14 protein-coding genes are annotated in these 15,570 nt (G+C 65.3%); 9 read left to right on the forward strand and 5 right to left on the reverse strand.

Features of this window, described 5'->3' with window-relative positions; translation table 11 throughout:
- Window positions 1–18: 18 nt before the first annotated feature.
- Entirely contained in the window at window positions 19–927 is a 909-nt protein-coding gene (locus tag ACTOWK_RS12860) for a sterol desaturase family protein (protein WP_441330550.1), read from the forward strand.
- Here the strand turns inward: ACTOWK_RS12860 and ACTOWK_RS12865 are convergent.
- Window positions 915–1,622 (reverse strand): helix-turn-helix transcriptional regulator, encoded by a 708-nt coding sequence (locus ACTOWK_RS12865; protein ID WP_441330551.1) that lies wholly within the window; start codon window positions 1,620–1,622, stop codon window positions 915–917. The genes ACTOWK_RS12860 and ACTOWK_RS12865 overlap by 13 nt on opposite strands.
- Before the next feature lie 566 nt (window positions 1,623–2,188).
- Here ACTOWK_RS12865 and ACTOWK_RS12870 point away from each other — a divergent pair.
- The 4 genes from ACTOWK_RS12870 to ACTOWK_RS12885 all read left to right on the forward strand — a co-directional run bounded on the left by ACTOWK_RS12870 (window position 2,189) and on the right by ACTOWK_RS12885 (window position 9,316).
- Window positions 2,189–5,224, forward strand: coding sequence for a TonB-dependent receptor plug domain-containing protein (locus tag ACTOWK_RS12870; protein ID WP_441330552.1), 3,036 nt, complete (start codon window positions 2,189–2,191; stop codon window positions 5,222–5,224).
- Window positions 5,225–5,374: 150 nt separating this feature from the next.
- Complete coding sequence (locus ACTOWK_RS12875) at window positions 5,375–6,469, forward strand: ricin-type beta-trefoil lectin domain protein (protein ID WP_441330553.1); 1,095 nt, start codon at window positions 5,375–5,377, stop codon at window positions 6,467–6,469.
- A 172-nt stretch (window positions 6,470–6,641) separates the two neighbouring features.
- Window positions 6,642–8,918, forward strand: coding sequence for a beta-glucosidase (locus ACTOWK_RS12880; protein WP_441330554.1), 2,277 nt, complete (start codon window positions 6,642–6,644; stop codon window positions 8,916–8,918).
- Between the two features lie 20 nt (window positions 8,919–8,938).
- Entirely contained in the window at window positions 8,939–9,316 is a 378-nt protein-coding gene (locus tag ACTOWK_RS12885; RefSeq protein ID WP_441330555.1) for a helix-turn-helix domain-containing protein, read from the forward strand.
- A 161-nt stretch (window positions 9,317–9,477) separates the two neighbouring features.
- Here the strand turns inward: ACTOWK_RS12885 and ACTOWK_RS12890 are convergent, their stop codons facing one another.
- On the reverse strand, window positions 9,478–9,924 hold the full coding sequence (locus tag ACTOWK_RS12890; RefSeq protein WP_441330556.1) for a DUF6194 family protein: 447 nt from the start codon (window positions 9,922–9,924) through the stop codon (window positions 9,478–9,480).
- Window positions 9,925–10,219: 295 nt separating this feature from the next.
- Between ACTOWK_RS12890 and ACTOWK_RS12895 the strand changes: the two genes are divergently transcribed.
- Entirely contained in the window at window positions 10,220–10,525 is a 306-nt protein-coding gene (locus ACTOWK_RS12895; RefSeq protein ID WP_441330557.1) for a cupin domain-containing protein, read from the forward strand.
- Window positions 10,526–10,609: 84 nt separating this feature from the next.
- Here ACTOWK_RS12895 and gcvA read toward each other — a convergent pair whose 3' ends face one another.
- Window positions 10,610–11,536, reverse strand: a complete 927-nt coding sequence (gene gcvA / locus ACTOWK_RS12900; RefSeq protein WP_441330558.1) for a transcriptional regulator GcvA — start codon at window positions 11,534–11,536, stop codon at window positions 10,610–10,612.
- Between the two features lie 134 nt (window positions 11,537–11,670).
- Between gcvA and ACTOWK_RS12905 the strand changes: the two genes are divergently transcribed.
- From ACTOWK_RS12905 to ACTOWK_RS12915, 3 genes are all read left to right on the forward strand, one after another.
- The gene (locus ACTOWK_RS12905) at window positions 11,671–12,495 is read left to right on the forward strand and encodes an MBL fold metallo-hydrolase (protein ID WP_441330559.1); all 825 of its coding nucleotides are present in this window, start codon (window positions 11,671–11,673) and stop codon (window positions 12,493–12,495) included.
- Complete coding sequence (locus ACTOWK_RS12910) at window positions 12,492–13,367, forward strand: MBL fold metallo-hydrolase (protein ID WP_441330560.1); 876 nt, start codon at window positions 12,492–12,494, stop codon at window positions 13,365–13,367. The genes ACTOWK_RS12905 and ACTOWK_RS12910 overlap by 4 nt, the downstream gene beginning before the upstream one ends.
- A gap of 240 nt (window positions 13,368–13,607) precedes the next feature.
- Complete coding sequence (locus tag ACTOWK_RS12915) at window positions 13,608–14,135, forward strand: hypothetical protein (RefSeq protein ID WP_441330561.1); 528 nt, start codon at window positions 13,608–13,610, stop codon at window positions 14,133–14,135.
- A 389-nt stretch (window positions 14,136–14,524) separates the two neighbouring features.
- On the opposite strand, the gene ACTOWK_RS12920 is transcribed toward ACTOWK_RS12915, so the two are convergent.
- Complete coding sequence (locus ACTOWK_RS12920) at window positions 14,525–14,755, reverse strand: DUF6289 family protein (RefSeq protein ID WP_441330562.1); 231 nt, start codon at window positions 14,753–14,755, stop codon at window positions 14,525–14,527.
- 98 nt (window positions 14,756–14,853) lie between these two features.
- Complete coding sequence (locus tag ACTOWK_RS12925; protein WP_441330563.1) at window positions 14,854–15,171, reverse strand: hypothetical protein; 318 nt, start codon at window positions 15,169–15,171, stop codon at window positions 14,854–14,856.
- Between the last annotated feature and the right edge of the window lie 399 nt (window positions 15,172–15,570).

Genomic DNA, 15,570 nt, shown 5'->3' on the forward strand with positions numbered 1-15,570 from the left:
TCGATGCCTGGATTGAAGATGAAAGACTGGCTGTTGCGCTGGTATGCGCCCGTGTTCCTGTTTGGTTTCGTCGGTACGGCCACGTGGTGGGTCGGCTATTGCGAAGGCAGTGCGTTATGGCTGTTGCCGTTGCTATGCCTGGCGGCGGGAGTGTCCTTCCTGGCCGAACATCGCTGGCCGTACGACCCGGATTTCAACGAGAGTCAAGGCGACCGCGGCCGCGATGTCCTGCATGCGCTGGTCAACGAGGCGCTGAACCTGGCGTCGATCGCGCTGGTGCCGTTGTTGGCGGCCTGGGTGCCTTGGCGGCTGTGGCCTGGCGAGTGGCCGTTCGCGTTGCAATTGGTGTTGGCGATCGCCGGTGCCGATCTCGGCGTGACTCTGATGCATTACGCCAGCCATCGCGTGGCTTGGTTGTGGCGCCTGCATGCCGTGCACCACAGCGTGACCCGCATGTACGGTTTCAACGGGTTGATGAAGCATCCGCTGCATCAGGCGATCGAAGCGGTGGGCGGGGTATTGCCGCTGTTATTGCTCGGCCTGCCGTATCCGGTGGCGGCGGTGCTGGCGTTCGCCATTGCCATCCAACTGCTGCTGCAGCATTCCAATGTCGACATGAGTCCGGGTCTGCTCGGCCGCTGGATGGCCTGGGCGCCGCTGCATCGCTTCCATCATCTGCGCTACGGCGCCGCCGGCGACGTCAACTTCGGCTTGTTCTTCACCGTCTGGGACCGGCTGCTCGGGACCGCTTTCGATGCCCCCGGTTATCGTCTGAGCAGTCGCGACCTGGGCATCGGCACTCAGCCGGATTACCCACGCGACTATGCCGGTCAGTTGTTGGCGCCGTTCCGCGTGTTGCCGCAGGGCGATGCGCCGGCCTTGCCGCAAGGTCTGCAACAGACGCGCGCCCAGGTCTACTCGGAATAGGCCTGCAATCGCAGCCCCTGCAGTTGCGCCGCGCCGATGCCGAACATGCGCCGCAAGCTGCGCGACAGATGCGGCAAGTCGGCGAAGCCCGCCGCGTGCGCGCTGACGGTCAGACTGTCGCCGGCGAGATGGCGGGCCAAGGCCTGGTGCAGGCGCCGCCACAACACCCAGCCACGCAGGGTGATCGCCAGATCGGACTGGAAGCGGCGGTGCAATTGGCTCGGCGAAAGGTGTGCGGCTTCGGCGATCTCGGCGGCGGAGACGCCCTCCGGCAGACGCGCACCGATCTCGGCGATGGCGGTTCGCAGGCGCCGGTCGAGAGGCTGCGCCCGGGAAAGACTGGACAAGAGCGGTTGCAACGCCAGCAAGCGGGCCGGCAACTGCGGCAGTTGCCGCAAGATCGCTTCCACATCGGCGTGGGCGGGTTCGAGATACACGGTGCAGCCCTCACTCGGCGCCGCGAGCACCGCATGCGGCTGGAACGAAGGCAGCCACAGGCGATGGCCGGTCTGTGGTTGGCCGTCGATCTCGACCTGCCACGGCGCACCGTCGCTGAGCAGCAGTTGATGCGCGTAATGGGCGTGTCGGCCGCTGCCGCCGGCGCGGCCCTGCAGCACCGCGACGTGCTCACCGAGCAGCAGGGCGCCGGTCCAGATGCTATCGGCGGGGGAGGCGGTGATGCGGGCGTCGGGCACGGTCGGTGGCGTCGATGTGGCTTGCGAAAGCGGAGGCCGGCATCAGGCCGGAAGGCATCGACAGTCTAGCCTTCGCGACTCGCAGCCCGTCCGGCGTCCATCCGGGAACGGGGAAGGCCTCGCCGGCGCCGAATCGTTCGCGAGCGCCGCTGCGCAAGCCAGTTTCGCTGGTCGCTGCCGCCGCGCCGACGGTGAACCAGGGCGCGGGATTTTCTGTTGCGGCGCAAAACAGAACCGGCCCGGAGGCGGCCTGCTAGCTCTTGTCGCAAGCGTCTTGTAAATTTACAGACATTGTTTGTGTCCTATATTTGACAGCGTTGTCAGAGGGTTTTAGAGGGATAAATTTGATGAAAGTAAAAAACACATAACAAATTATTCTAGGCGGCGACAAGAATTGTCGGCTAGGTTCTGGCTGCCGAAACACCTGCACGGCCTCCGGCCCAAAGCGCCCGGACCCGTCTTCGATCGGCGCAGAACGTCGCCTCATGGATGCCTAGAGGCGGCACTTGGGGCGTGCGCGGCTAATGGGAAACGCTGCGGTCGCTTCGTTCCTCCGAGAGCGATGTATGAAGATTCCGCCGTACCAGTTCGGGCACCACCCTTCTCCACGTTTGGCCCATGCCCTCTCGCATGTTCTTGTCACGCTGAAGTTCACCGGTGCGCTGGCCGGGGCGTTCTACGTCCAGTCGGCGGCGGCGCAGGCGCCGGCTCCTGGCGGATCGAATGAAGCGCAGCCCGAGCGAAGCGTTCCGCAGGGGCGGGCGGTGGCGATGGACCGGGTGGTCGTGACCGGATCGAACATCAGAAGCGTCGATGTCGCCGCCGCGCAACCGGTAATCACCCTCACCGCCGAAGACATCCAGCGGCAGGGGTTCGCCACGGTGGGCCAACTGCTGCAGAACCTGTCGTCGTCGGCGCCGCCGGACCTGGGCAAGCTCGATGTCGGCAGCACCGGGCCGAACCAGGGCGGCGCCTTTTTCAATCTGCGCGGCCTGGGCGCACAGAGAACGTTGGTGCTGATCGATGGCCAGCGCATCGGCGCGATCCACGGCGGTTACACCAACGTCGACGTCGTCCCCACCGCGATCGTGGAGCGCATCGACATCCTGGCCAACGGTGCGTCCGCGGTATACGGGTCCGATGCCTTGGCCGGTGTGGTCAACATCGTCACCAAGAAGAACTTCGATAGAGGCCAGCTCGACGTCTACCGCGGCGTTTATGCGCCGGGAGGAGACGGCGAACAGGGCCAGTACGGGCTGACGTTCGGCAAAAGCGGCGACAAAGGCAGCGTGGTCGCCAGTGTTTCGTACCAACAGACCCGGCCGGTCTACCAGAAGGATCGCCCGGTCGCCCGCTATCCCTACAGCGAGCGCCATCCGTATTTTCAGCTGAGCGAACGAGGCCCATACGGGATCATCCTGAATCCGCCGGCCGGCATGTCGAGCACGGGCCAGTTGGTGCTGAACACCGATGGCGATTCGAGAAACATCGGCGACTACCATCCCCTGGTCCGACCGAGGTTCGGTGCGGATGGCGACGTCCACAGCCTGGCCGACGCGGGCGACTTCCACTACAACTACACCGGCTACGGCCGGATGATGTGGCAGGGCATCACCACGACGAAGAATTTCTATCTCGACGGCCGATACGATCTGACGCCGCGCCTGAGCGCGCATTTCAACACCGGCTACAACAAGGTCGTCGCCGCCGGCGACAGTAGCGTGGTGTCCGTGCGCAGCGGTTTGGGCGGCAAGGCCGCCTATCCCTTGCTGCTCGATGGGGCCAGCTACTACAACCCCGTGCCCGGGCGGGCCCTGCGGTTCGTCCGGCGCATGGACGACGTCTACTTCCGGCACACCAACAAATCCACCAACAAGCGCTATGCGCTAGGGCTGGACGGCGTCTTCGACATCGGCGAGCGCCAGTTCGACTGGAGTGTCGGCTACAACCAGAGCGGCATCGAAGGGCGGGATTACCGCTACGGTTTCTTCGATCTGCCGAAGCTTACCCAGGCCTTGGGCCCATCGTTCCGCGATGCCGCGGGCGTCGTTCGCTGTGGCACGCCGGGCGCCATCGTGCCCGATTGCGTACCCTTCAACCCCCTCGCCGGCAAGGGCCGGATGACGCCGGAGATGGTCGGCGGCGTGATGATTCGCAGCGTCTGGGGCTTCGAAAGCGAAGAGAGCGCCTACACCGCCGACCTGAGCGGCGCGCTGGCGACGCTGCAGGGCGGCGACCTCACCTTCGCGACCGGCGCCGTCCACAGGAAAGTCTCGGCCTTCAGCACCCCGGATGCCTACGCTGCCCGCGGGTTGTCGACCGACATCGGCTTTCCGCCGTTCGGCGGCCGCTACAGCCTCGACGAGCTATATCTCGAATTCAACGCGCCGTTGTTGAAGGATCTGCCCGGGGCCAAGTTGCTGGCGATCGATGCCGCGCGCAGGTGGTCGCGTTACAGCAACTTCGGCAGCACCCAGAACAGTTCGTTCAAGCTGACCTGGAAACCGGTCGACGATCTGATGGTGAGGGCGAGCTACGGCACCGGCTTCCGGGCGCCGACGGTGACCGACCTCTATCACGCCCGCTACGGCACCGGCGGCTTCACCGATCCCTGCGACAGCGTATACGGCCCGGCCGCGTATTCCTTCAACCCCGCCGTCGCCCAACGCTGCGCCAACGGTTACGAAGGACTGGCCGCGGTGGCGCCCGGCTTCCGCCAGGTCGACGACACCGGAAATCCGATCGCCGGTCCGGGCGGCAGCGGTGCGGTGCCCTCGTCGAACCTTACCGGCGGCAATCCCGACCTGCAGCCGGAACGCTCCTACAACAGCCAACTCGGATTCGTGTACAGCCCGTCGTGGATCGCCGGGTTCGACATGAGCGTGGATTGGTGGAGCTACAACATCCGCGATCTGATCGCCGGCATCGGCAATAACCAACTGCTCGCCAATTGCTATCAGTTCAGCATCAAATCGGCGTGCCGCCAGTTCGAACGACGGGCCGACGGACAGATCGTGAATCTGCTCAACCTGGTGACCAATACCGGCTGGCAGAAAGTGCGGGGTTACGATTTCGCCTTCAACTATCGTCTGCCGGAAACCAGGCTCGGACAGTTCGACCTCGGCTTGCAGGGTACCTATACCGATGCCTCCGATGCGTTGTCGGCACCGGGGTCCGCGGTCGAGCATCGCGCGGGTATCGCGGCGGTATGGCGAGTGCGCAGCAACGTCAACCTCGGCTGGAGCTGGAGGCGCTTCGGCGCGAACTGGACCGTGCGCCATTTCTCGTCCTACAAGGCGGCGTGCGCCTTCCCGCCGCCGGACGGGAAAAGCGCTTTCCCCTGCACCGACCCCGAGTACTACGCGGCCGACGTCGGCATCAGCCCGAAGACGCGTGTGGCCTCGGTGGCCTTCCACGATCTCCAACTGCATTGGAACGCGCCCTGGGACGCGACCGTGTCGGTGGGTGCCAACAACCTCTTCAACCGGGTCGGGCCTTACGTCTACGGGGCCTTCAATTCCGGCACCGACACCTATGCGTCCTACAACGCCTCGTACGACATCGGGCGCTATCTGTATCTGCAATACCAACAGAAATTCTGACCGTGCACGACTTGCCGGCGCCCGGGGCGCGATCGCTCCGGTGCCGCAGGCGGCGACGGCGTGTTGCCGTCGCCGAGGACAACGGCAAGGGACTGCATCCATCCGCCGCGCTGCATCCTGCCGCGCGGCGGCCACGAATAGGGGCCAATGATGAAAATCGTCAGTGTGTTCAAGGGCTGGGGCTTGTTGTGTCTGTTGGCGGCGCTACCGTTACAGGTCGTCGCCGGCAATACGCCCGGCAGCTACGTCAACTATCAGTTCGACCCGAGTGTCACCGGGCTGGATTCGGTCGACTTCGGCATCACCGTCGAAACCGATCCCGGCGCCCGCGCCAACGTGTACTGGTCCAATCAGTTCAATCTGGTCGGCGCCAGCGGCGCGGCATACACCGGGATGCAGCGGGTCGGCGGCCAGGGCGGGTTGTTCCTGTTCTCGGTCTGGAACGGCACCGAGGCGAAAGTCGGCAGTTCGGGCAGCTATTGCATCACCTTCCAGGAGGACGGCACCGGCAAGAGTTGCCGCATGAAGTTCGACTGGAAGCCGGGCCACACCTATCAGTTCCATGTCGCCCATGAAGGCGACCGCTGGTTCGGCGTGACCGTGAACGACCTGACCGCGGCCACCTCGTTCAAGCTCGGCAGTATCCGCACGGCGTCGACCCAAGTATCGGCCTCGGGCATGGTCAACTGGGTCGAGTACTTCGAATGGGGTTCGGGCGATTCCAACTGCTTCAACCAGCCCTACACCAAGAGCGAGTTCCTGCTGCCGGTCGGAAATGGGGGGGCGAGGGTCGCCAGCGTCTCATCGACCAAGGTCTCGCCCATCTGCAGCAGCCGGGTCGATAAGATCGCCGCGGGCAGCGTGCACATCAACGGCATCGGCAACTCCTTGCGTGGCGTGATCAAGCAGACCCGCGATCTCTGCCTGGACGCGCATACCTACAAGAACGGCGATCCGGCGACCGGCTACTACTGCCACGGCCTGGATAACCAGGCCTGGGTCCACGGCGCGGACAAGACCATCCGCACGCAGTCGAACCTGTGCCTCGACGCTTACGGCTACGGCACCACGCCCGGGACCAAGGTCAACGTCTATCAATGCCATGCCGGCGCCAATCAACAATGGGTGCAAGTGCATGGCGAATTGCGCGGCGTGCAATCGGGGCTGTGCCTCACCGCGACCGTGGCGGGTGAGCAGTTGACGTTGCAGAAGTGCGACCGCGACTGGCAGGTTCCCATGCCTTAGTCATCGGTCATGCCTTGGCCGTATGCAGGTCCAGGGCATGAGGCGATGCCAGGCCCGATTGCCGAGCGGCAATCGGGCCGATCCCGATTCTGGTTCCGATCCTGGCCGGTTGCTCGTCGGAATTCCACGCCGTTACAGGTGATTCATGGATGCTTTGCTTCGAAATCGATACTTGGCAGGCGCGATCGTGCTGCTCGCGGCACTCGCGGTGGAGCCTGCGAGTGCGGGTTCGCCCGCGCGGCCCTGGCAGGATCGCAGCCTCTGCGCGGACGCGCGCGCCGATTTGCTTCTCGCCGAGATGACGCTTCGGGAGAAGCTGCGGCTGGTCCACAGCGACGGCGCCTGGGCCGGCGCCCACGGCAAGCCGCCTGCGGGAGCCATCGGCGGCGCGGGCTTCATTCCGGCGAACCCACGCCTGGGCCTGCCCGCGATCCAGGAAACGGATGCGGGGCTGGGCATCGCCAACCCGAAGAACGTCCGGCCCGGCGATGGCGCGACGGCGCTACCGTCGCAGCAGGCGATCGCCGCCACCTGGGATCCGCGGATCGCCGAAGCTGCCGGCGCGATGATCGGCGACGAAGCCCACCGCAAGGGCTATAACGTGCTCCTGGCGGGCGGGGTGAACCTGCAGCGAGAGCCGCGCAACGGGCGCAATTTCGAGTACCCCGGCGAAGACCCGTTGCTGGCCGGGCGTATCGTCGGAGCCACGGTGCGCGGCATCCAGGCCCAGCATGTCCTGGCAACGGTGAAGCATTACGCCCTCAACGCCCAGGAGACCGGGCGCCTGAGCTTGAATGCCCGGATCGGCGAAACCGCTCTACGCGGGTCCGACCTGCTGGCGTTCGAGCTGGCCATCGAGTACGGCCATCCGGGCGCGGTCATGTGCGCGTACAACCGTGTCAATGGAAGTTTCGCCTGCGAAAGCGCCACGCTGATCGAGCGGATACTCAAGGGCGACTGGAAGTATCCCGGTTTCGTGATGTCGGACTGGGGCGCGATCGCCGACGGCGCCAAGGCCATCGCAGCCGGTCTCGATCAGGAGTCGGGAGAAGACACCCATTTTGGCGCGGCCCTGGACCAGCGCATCGCAGCCGGCGGCGTTGCGCCCGATCGCATCGACGCGATGGTCCGGCGAATCCTGCGCAGTATGTTCGCCGCGGGCTTATTCGATGTCCCTGCATCGGTGCGTCCGATCGACGTGGCAGGGCATCTGCAGGTATCGCGACGTGTCGCCGAAGCCGGTGCGGTGCTGCTGCGCAACTCGAACCGCTTGCTGCCGTTGTCCGCGCGCGTGTCGTCGATCGCGGTCGTCGGCGCGCATTCCGATATCGGCGTCATCGGCGGCGGCGGTGCGGCGACGGTGGTCCCGTGGGGAGGCCGCGCAGCCATCGCGTTGCCGGCTCCGCCGCCTCATGCGCGTTGGGGCCCGGTCATGTACTACGCCTCCTCGCCGTTGCGGGCGATCAGGGCGAAGGCATCGGCGGCCCGGGTGGACTACGCCTCCGGCTCCGATATCGCAGCTGCCGTGGCGCTGGCCGAGCGTTCCGAAGTCGCCGTCGTGTTCGTGCAGCAATGGGCATCGGAAGGTTTCGATCTGCCGGACCTGGAATGGAGCGCGCATCAGAATGCACTGGTGACGGCGGTCGCTGCGGCGAATCCGAACACGGTGGTGGTGTTGCAGAACAGCGCGCCGCTCAACCTGCCGTGGTTGGACCAGGTCGGCGCGGTGCTGGAAGTCTGGTACCCGGGCGCAAGCGGTGGCGAGGCCATCGCCAATCTGCTGTTCGGCGCGGTCGATCCGTCCGGGCGCCTGCCGTTCACCTGGCAGAGGAACGAGCGCCAACTGCCGCGTCCGTTGCTGCCCTACGCCGGCGAGCCGCAAGGGTCGGCGGCGATTCCCGCGATGCAGACGATCGATTACGACATCGAGGGAGCGGACGTCGGATACCGCTGGTTCGACAGGAATCGTTCGGCCCCGCTGTTCCCGTTCGGATTCGGCCTGTCCTACACCGCATTCGACTACGGCGCGGCGAGCGTTTCCGTCGCCGAGGGAGCGGTGGCGACCACCGTCGACATCGTCAATACCGGCTCACGGCCGGGGAGCGAGGTGGTGCAAGTCTATGTCCGCGTGCCCGGCGCGAAGGCGAGACGGCTCGCAGGATTCCAGAAAGTGCATGTGCCGGCAGGCGGGCAGGTGCGGGCGAAGGTGATCGTCGAGCCGAGACTGTTGGCCGAATTCGACGCGCTCGAACGTCGATGGGTGCTGGCCGGTGGCGAATACGAGTTCCAGGTCGGCCGTTCCGCCGAAGACCTGCAGCCGGCGATCGCCGTCGAACTGCCGCCTGGGCCGGTATGTACGGACCCTGCGCCGTCGGCCGCGCCGGGATGTTACGCGAGCCCTCCTCGCGACCGTGCCGTTCGCGATCATTCGCCAGCCATGCCCTTGTGATGCCGTTCGGGAAACCCCCTATGCGCGCCGAAGATCTTGCCTTGATGACTCGCATTTCCAGCCAGGCGACCAAGGACGTGCGACGACAGTTGGCGAACCTGCGCGCTCAATTGGCCAGTCAGCGACGCGAAATACTGGAACTTCGGGCGGTGGTGGCGAAGTTCGCCGCCACATCGGGTGCCGAGCGAGCCGCGTGCGCGCAGCGCGGCAGCGACGCAGGCCATCCTCCCGTCGACGGAGAAGCCTTGCGGCGGCTGAGGCTGAGCAGGAAGCTGACGAAGAAAGAGTTCGCGACCTTGATCGGCGTGTCCGCCGCTTCCGTGCACAACTGGGAACGCACCGGCGCCACCCCGAGTTTGCGCCTGGCGCGCAGGATCGAAGCACTCGGTCTGGGCTGAGGGTTTCTTAAGGCCGGCCGGCGGGGCGAACACGCTCAAGTCGCGCGCCGGACCTCGCCCGCAGGCACCGGCGAAACGGTACGAGGGCGGAGGCAAGGGTCGCCGAGAGAGCAAACGCGGCTCGGAGTGCGAAAGTCTTCGCCCTGGACTGTCGTGCGAATTCAGCTCGTCGCGCGGCGTATCGCGAAGTCGAACAGATCTCTCAGCAAGTGGTTCGAACGCTCGGCCGGGTCGATGATCGATACCCAGCCGTTCGCGCCATAGGCAGGATGTGGAATCAGCGTGTCGACCGCGGCGAAGTCGAAGTCGTCGCGATGGCCGGCCAGATCCCTTGGTGAAAAACCGAACAGCTCCTCGAACTTCACCTTGCCCACATCGAGGTTGACCCGGTACAGGCCGCGGTCGAGTCTGGATTCCTCGTCGAAACCGGGATAGTCCTTGGTCACGATGGTGACGAACGGCATCTTCTTCGGTTGCCCGTCCGCGCCCAAGGCAAAGCAGAAGGTATCGCCCCAGGCCATCTCCGGGCTGCCGTCTTCGGGCGCCGCCACCTGGATCCGGACCGAGCCGGTCGCGGCGAGGTACTGCCGAATATCGTCCTGGGTCATCGGTCTGTCTCCTCGTTCATGGGGGCGGATTCTAGCAACGCCGATGCCGCCGAGCATTTCGTCGCTTCGCGGCGAGCGTCCTGCTGAGCGGTACAGCGATGCGCTGGCCGGGAATTGGGGCCGAGCGATTCGCGGCCGACGGCAGCGGGTCGGCCGTCGGCCCGTTCAACGAAACGTGCAAGCACGCTCCCGATCTCGGTTCGCCGGGCCAGCCTGTTCGATAATCCGTTCGAACCGAAGCCGGGTTGCGGTACGGCCGCGCTCAGGCGTCCGGCGCCTTACCGAGATCACCGTCATGCGAATCGAAAACCTGTTTGCGAATGCCGTCGTACCAGCGCAGGGCGAGCGCTTCGAGGCATTGCTCACTCACAAGAACCTGGTGATCGAGCGCATCGTGAGTTCCGCCGCGATCACCCCGACCGAATACGTGCAGACCCAGGACGAGTGGGTGGCGATGCTGCAGGGGGAAGCCGCGCTCGAGGTCGCCGGCGAAACGGTCGAGCTGCGCTCCGGCGATTACCTGTTCCTGCCCGCCGGTACGCCTCATACCGTGCAGCGAGTGTCCGAAGGCGCGGTGTGGCTGGCGATCCATCTGCATTGATTGCGGGCGCGGCTGCTTCTGCATGCGTTTCGAGCTAGCCGTGGCTGTGGTGTAGTGCGGCGGCGGCCGCTTTACCGGTAAACCTTAGCCGCGCGAAGCAACCGCGCTCGCCGATACTTCCGTCCACAGCCACCGGCAGAACGCATCGACGGCCGGTGCGGTGTCGGCGCCCTGTCGACGGACGATCCAGAACGCGTAGGCGTTGTCGAGGGAATCGTCGAAAGGCCGGATCAGGCGACCGCGCTGCAGGTCTTCCTCGACCAGGGGACCGACCCCCAAAGCGACGCCGTGCCCGGCGACGGCGGCTTCCTGGGCCAGGTACATGCTGGCGAACATCGGGCCTCGGGTGGCATCCACGCCGATCGCGCCGGTGGTTTCCAGCCAGGCTGCCCAATCCGGCACGCCGGCGCGTCCGGTGGAGCCTTCGTCATGCAGCAAGGTGTGCTGGCGCAAGCCGTCCGGCGAGGTCAGCGGCCGGCGCCCATCGTTCGCCAGGCTAGGCGCACAAACCGGAAACACCGGCGCATCCATCAAGCGCTCGGTATGGACGCCGGTGTAAGCGCCGGGCCCATAACGAATCGCGACGTCGATGCTGTCGCGCACGAAATCGACGCGTTCGTTGCCGGTCTCGATGCGCAGTTGGATATCGGGATGCTGGTGATGGAACCGGTGCAGCCTGGGCGCCAGCCATTTCGCCGCGAAGGACTCCACGGTGCTGACCCGCAGCTGCACCGCCGTCGGCGCGGCGACCCGGTCCAGGACCCGATCGAGCTGGCCGAACAATTCGCTCAGCGACGCCGCCAGCGCTGCCCCTTCGGCGGTCAGTTCGACCGAGCGATGGCCGCGTTGGAACAACTTCACTCCCAGGTAGTCTTCCAGGCGCTTCACCTGATGGCTGACCGCGGCCGGAGTGACGAACAGCTGCCCCGCAGCCTCCTGAAAACTCAGGCATCGCGCGGCCGTTTCGAAGGCCCGCAGGGCGTTGAGCGGGGCAGGGGGGCGGGATTTCAAGAGGGCCTCGGGTTCGCGGACCGAAGGGCGCATCCTATCAAGTTACTTTTTCTAATGCGGGACGCAAAACATCTCGTTTGTCGGCGCCGTGGGCGCTGGCAATGATGCCTCGGTCATAACCAGCGGCGTTCGCCATGAGATTCGAGACTTTGGGTTCCGAGGTGCTGATGTTCGTCGGCGACGACCACGAGTCGGTCGCCACCGCCTTCTTCGACGGCGACGATGCGCTGCTCGTCGATTCGCTGGGCAGCGCGGAAGACGCGAACTGGATGCGCAGCGTGCTGTGCGCAGACCTGGGCAAGACGGTGCGCGTCGTCGCCGCGACCCATTACATGAGCGACCATCTCGCCGGGATGACGCTGTTCCCGGACGCGCTGACCCTCGCCCATCGGCACCATCGCCATACCTTTCTGTCGCAGAACCGGTGCGCCGACGAGTTCTATCGCGAACCGAAGCTGGTGTTCGACAGCGCGATGACGCTACGTTGGGGGCGGCATGAACTGCGCTTCGTGCATAACCCCGGCAAGACCATGGACCACGTCAGCGTGGACGTGCCCACCGCCGACCTGGTCTGCGCGGGCGACAATATCGTCGGCAACATCGTGTATCTGTCCAAGGCGGACCCGGCGCTGATCCGTGCCGCGATCGGCCGCATACATCAGTTCGGCCGGCGCACGGTGGTCGGCGGGCACATGGGCCGGTTTCCTGCGGTCGTGCTCGACAACGCGATCCACTACCTGGACCGCCTGCGCGACTGCGTCATCCGCATTCGCAGCGAAACCGCAGGGCTGGAGATCGAGCGACGCATCGCCGCGATCGCCATCGAGACTTGCCTGGCGCCGCAGGTCGAACCGACATCGTTCGAACGCGACTGGCACCAGCGCAACCTGGAGGTCATCGTCGCGCAGTCGGTGTTCGCGCTCGACACGGCGATGGCTGCATCGGAGCGTCGCGCATGAGCCGCGACGACGAAATGTTCGGACGCTGCTTGCGCCGCAGAGAGTTCCTGCTCGGCTGCGCTGGCCTGGCAGGAGCGGCGCTGATTCCGGGCGGCGCCGCCTTCGCGGCGGGCAACGCCGAGGGCTTACGCATCCAACGACTGGCTTGGGCCGGCATTCGTCTGCAGTTGCCGCAGGCCACGTTGTTCATCGATCCGCTGGTCAATCCGGAGGAGTGGGGCGCCGCACTCAAGGACTCGCTGATCCCGGTCGGCGACAGCGTAGGCGATGCCTCGGTGCTCATCACGCACACCCACGGCGATCATTTCGACGCGAAGGCCGTTGCCGATGCCTTGGCCAACGGCGGGGTATTGGCGCACCCGATCGGAACCAGCCCGCTGCCGGTTCCGGCCAAGGCGCGAGTGCGGCCGAGCGCGCTGTGGGAGCCGCAACTGCTCGGCGACTTCACCGCCACCGCGGTGCCCGCGTCGGACGGGTACGGCGACCCGCAAGTGTCCTGGGTGGTGTCGGCCGGCGGCCGCCGCATCTTCCATGGCGGGGACACGCTCTGGCACGGCCATTGGTGGCGCATCGGCCGCCAGTTCGGCCCGTTCGACGCGGCGTTCCTGCCGGTCAACGGCGCGCGTTTCGGCTGGCGCAAACCGGTCAGCGGCCAGCCCGGCGTGCTGACCCCGGAGCAGGCCGTCGCCGCCGCGACCATCCTGGGGGCGAAACGCCTGGTCCCGATCCACTATGGCGTATCCGGCATGGCCGAGTACGTGGAGGTCGAGAGCCCGATCGATCGACTCGGAAAAGCTGCACGCGGCAAGTCCGTCGACATACAGCCGCTGGATCCGGGAGCCTGGGTCGATTGGGGCAATGAGGCCCGCTAAAAGATCGGCCGGCATCAGACGACCGGTCGAACGAACGGCGACTGTCCACTCAAGGGCGCCCACCGGACGACTGCATCGCCGCAGCTTCTTTCTACGGTCAGGAGAGGCATGGGGCGGTTGTATCTGTCGCACGCCGATAGCGGTATCCCGATCGGCGCTCGCTTGTCCTGTCCAAGTTCGCGAATCGGCGCGTGATAGGCTGAAATCCGGACAAGGAGAGTGTCAGCGGTGCGAAAAATAGTGCCTATCGCTGTTTTGATGATGGCCTGCGCGGATCTGGTTTTCGCTGCCATGCCTTCGAAAAACCCCTTCGTTATCAAGCTGGTGCCGCCCGAGCTGGCGACCTGGCCGAGAATGAAGGCGACCGACTTCGGCTGCATGCTCGAAAAGCGCTTCGGCATACGCGACCAGCGATACGGGTGCGCGGCCGATTTCGACCGCATGGACTGGGGTGATGCCTGTCTCGGTGCTACAACCAATTACAATGTCGGGCCGGAACTTCCGCTCAGTGTTTCCAAGTCCCTGCCTTCGCCGATCAGTGCGGTCGACCTCGAGTGGGAGCACGGAGAGCTGCAATACCTATCGGTGAAATTCGATCGAAAGGTCAGCCAGCGCGAGATCGAAGCCATGTTCGGCCTGCGCATCGATGGCCAGAAGCCGGAGAACCTCATGTCCGCAGATCTTCAAGATTGCGCGCTGGGAAAATCCTGTCTCATGTTGCAAGGGTTCGAGCACATGGGCGCGGCGGATCTCGAATGCGGCACCTGAGTCGCACCGGAACGGCCGACCGTTCGATCCAGGCCTAGGCCGATCAGCGCGGAGGTCGGGAGCCTCTCAGCTTCTCGATGTTGCCAAAGCCGAATCGGCAGGCCGAGCGTCGCGTGCGGCGATGCATGGCTTCTTCCAAACATCCATAGAAAAACGACGTGACGATTGGAAAATGGCCGAGTTCGGTGTTGTGGTATCCGGCCAGAGCCAAACGCCCCTCGCGAGAGACCACCAGCGCGGTGGTTCCCGGAGGGGCGTATGGAGGTACGAAGCCTTCTCAGCCAGCTGCACCACCGCGCCCGATCCCTGGCGCTGCGTGGCGAATTAGGCTTGGCGAACTTCGGCTTCGGCCGCACCAACGGCGGATGCGTTGGTGCATGCGCAACGCGTTAGAAGCAGGGGCCTTGCTCGACTTCTACACGGCCCTGAAACACGCCGAACGTCGAGACGACGCCGGTGCAGTCGATCAGCCTTGCTCCCACCAGGTTGTTGGTGCTGTCGTAGTACTTGTACTCGATCCAGCCCGAGCCGGTCGGCGGCGGGCGCGCGACCGAAGCGCCGAAAGCCAGTGCGGAAAGCGATGCTGCGATCAACAGAATGTTGCGGACGGGTCTTTTCATGAATCCTCCGAGGAATGGGGTGTGGCTGCGGTTAGATAACGCAAGGACGATTCCACTGCGGCGAGACGCCGGTTTCCAACGTCTCTCGCCGCCTGCGGTCAGGCCGACTGCGGTCGTGCCGACCCGGCTTGATTCGGATCGAACGACGGACAGGGATCGAGGCAGGGCTTCCCGGGCACGCAAGGCGGCGGCACACACTCTCCGCCCGATCCCGGCCCGCCCGGTCCGGTTCCCGGATCGTTCGGGTTGATGCAGTAGGGCGGGTAATCGACCGCGATCTCGCCTTCGGCACAGAACGAATAGTCCGGCTTGATCGGGCCGCTGCCTGTCTGCGCCTTGGCCTGGCCGACGCCCGCCGACCACGCCGCGGCCTGCAGCACAGTGCCCAGCACCAATACTTTCAAAAGCATCTTCATCTTGTTCCCTCGTAGGTTGAGACCGATGAGTACCTGCCGACGCGCCATATACGCGCTCGCAGCAAGGGCGAGGACGTCGCTGCACGAGTTCCTGCGGAGCGGGGACCTGTCCGCGAGTTCGAGGCAGGCAGGATCCGCTCCATGCGAACCGCCATGCGCCTCCAATGCGCCGGATCGATACTAGATAGTCCGCCCCATCACTCAAGGCCGAAACCGGGTCATACCGGGAAGGATCCGGGTCGCCGGGCCATGCGTTCGTTCGCCGACAGCCCCTGGACAGGTCTTTACCCGGAACCTCGTAACCACGCGTCTTGCCTGAATATTTCGCCGATTTATTCCCGGCGGCACCCGCGACGGGATAGGAGTCGATGCGATGCGCCTTGCGCGCCGAGTCCCGTC

Source organism: Lysobacter sp. CA196, from assembly GCF_052078695.1.
Taxonomy (GTDB): domain Bacteria; phylum Pseudomonadota; class Gammaproteobacteria; order Xanthomonadales; family Xanthomonadaceae; genus Lysobacter.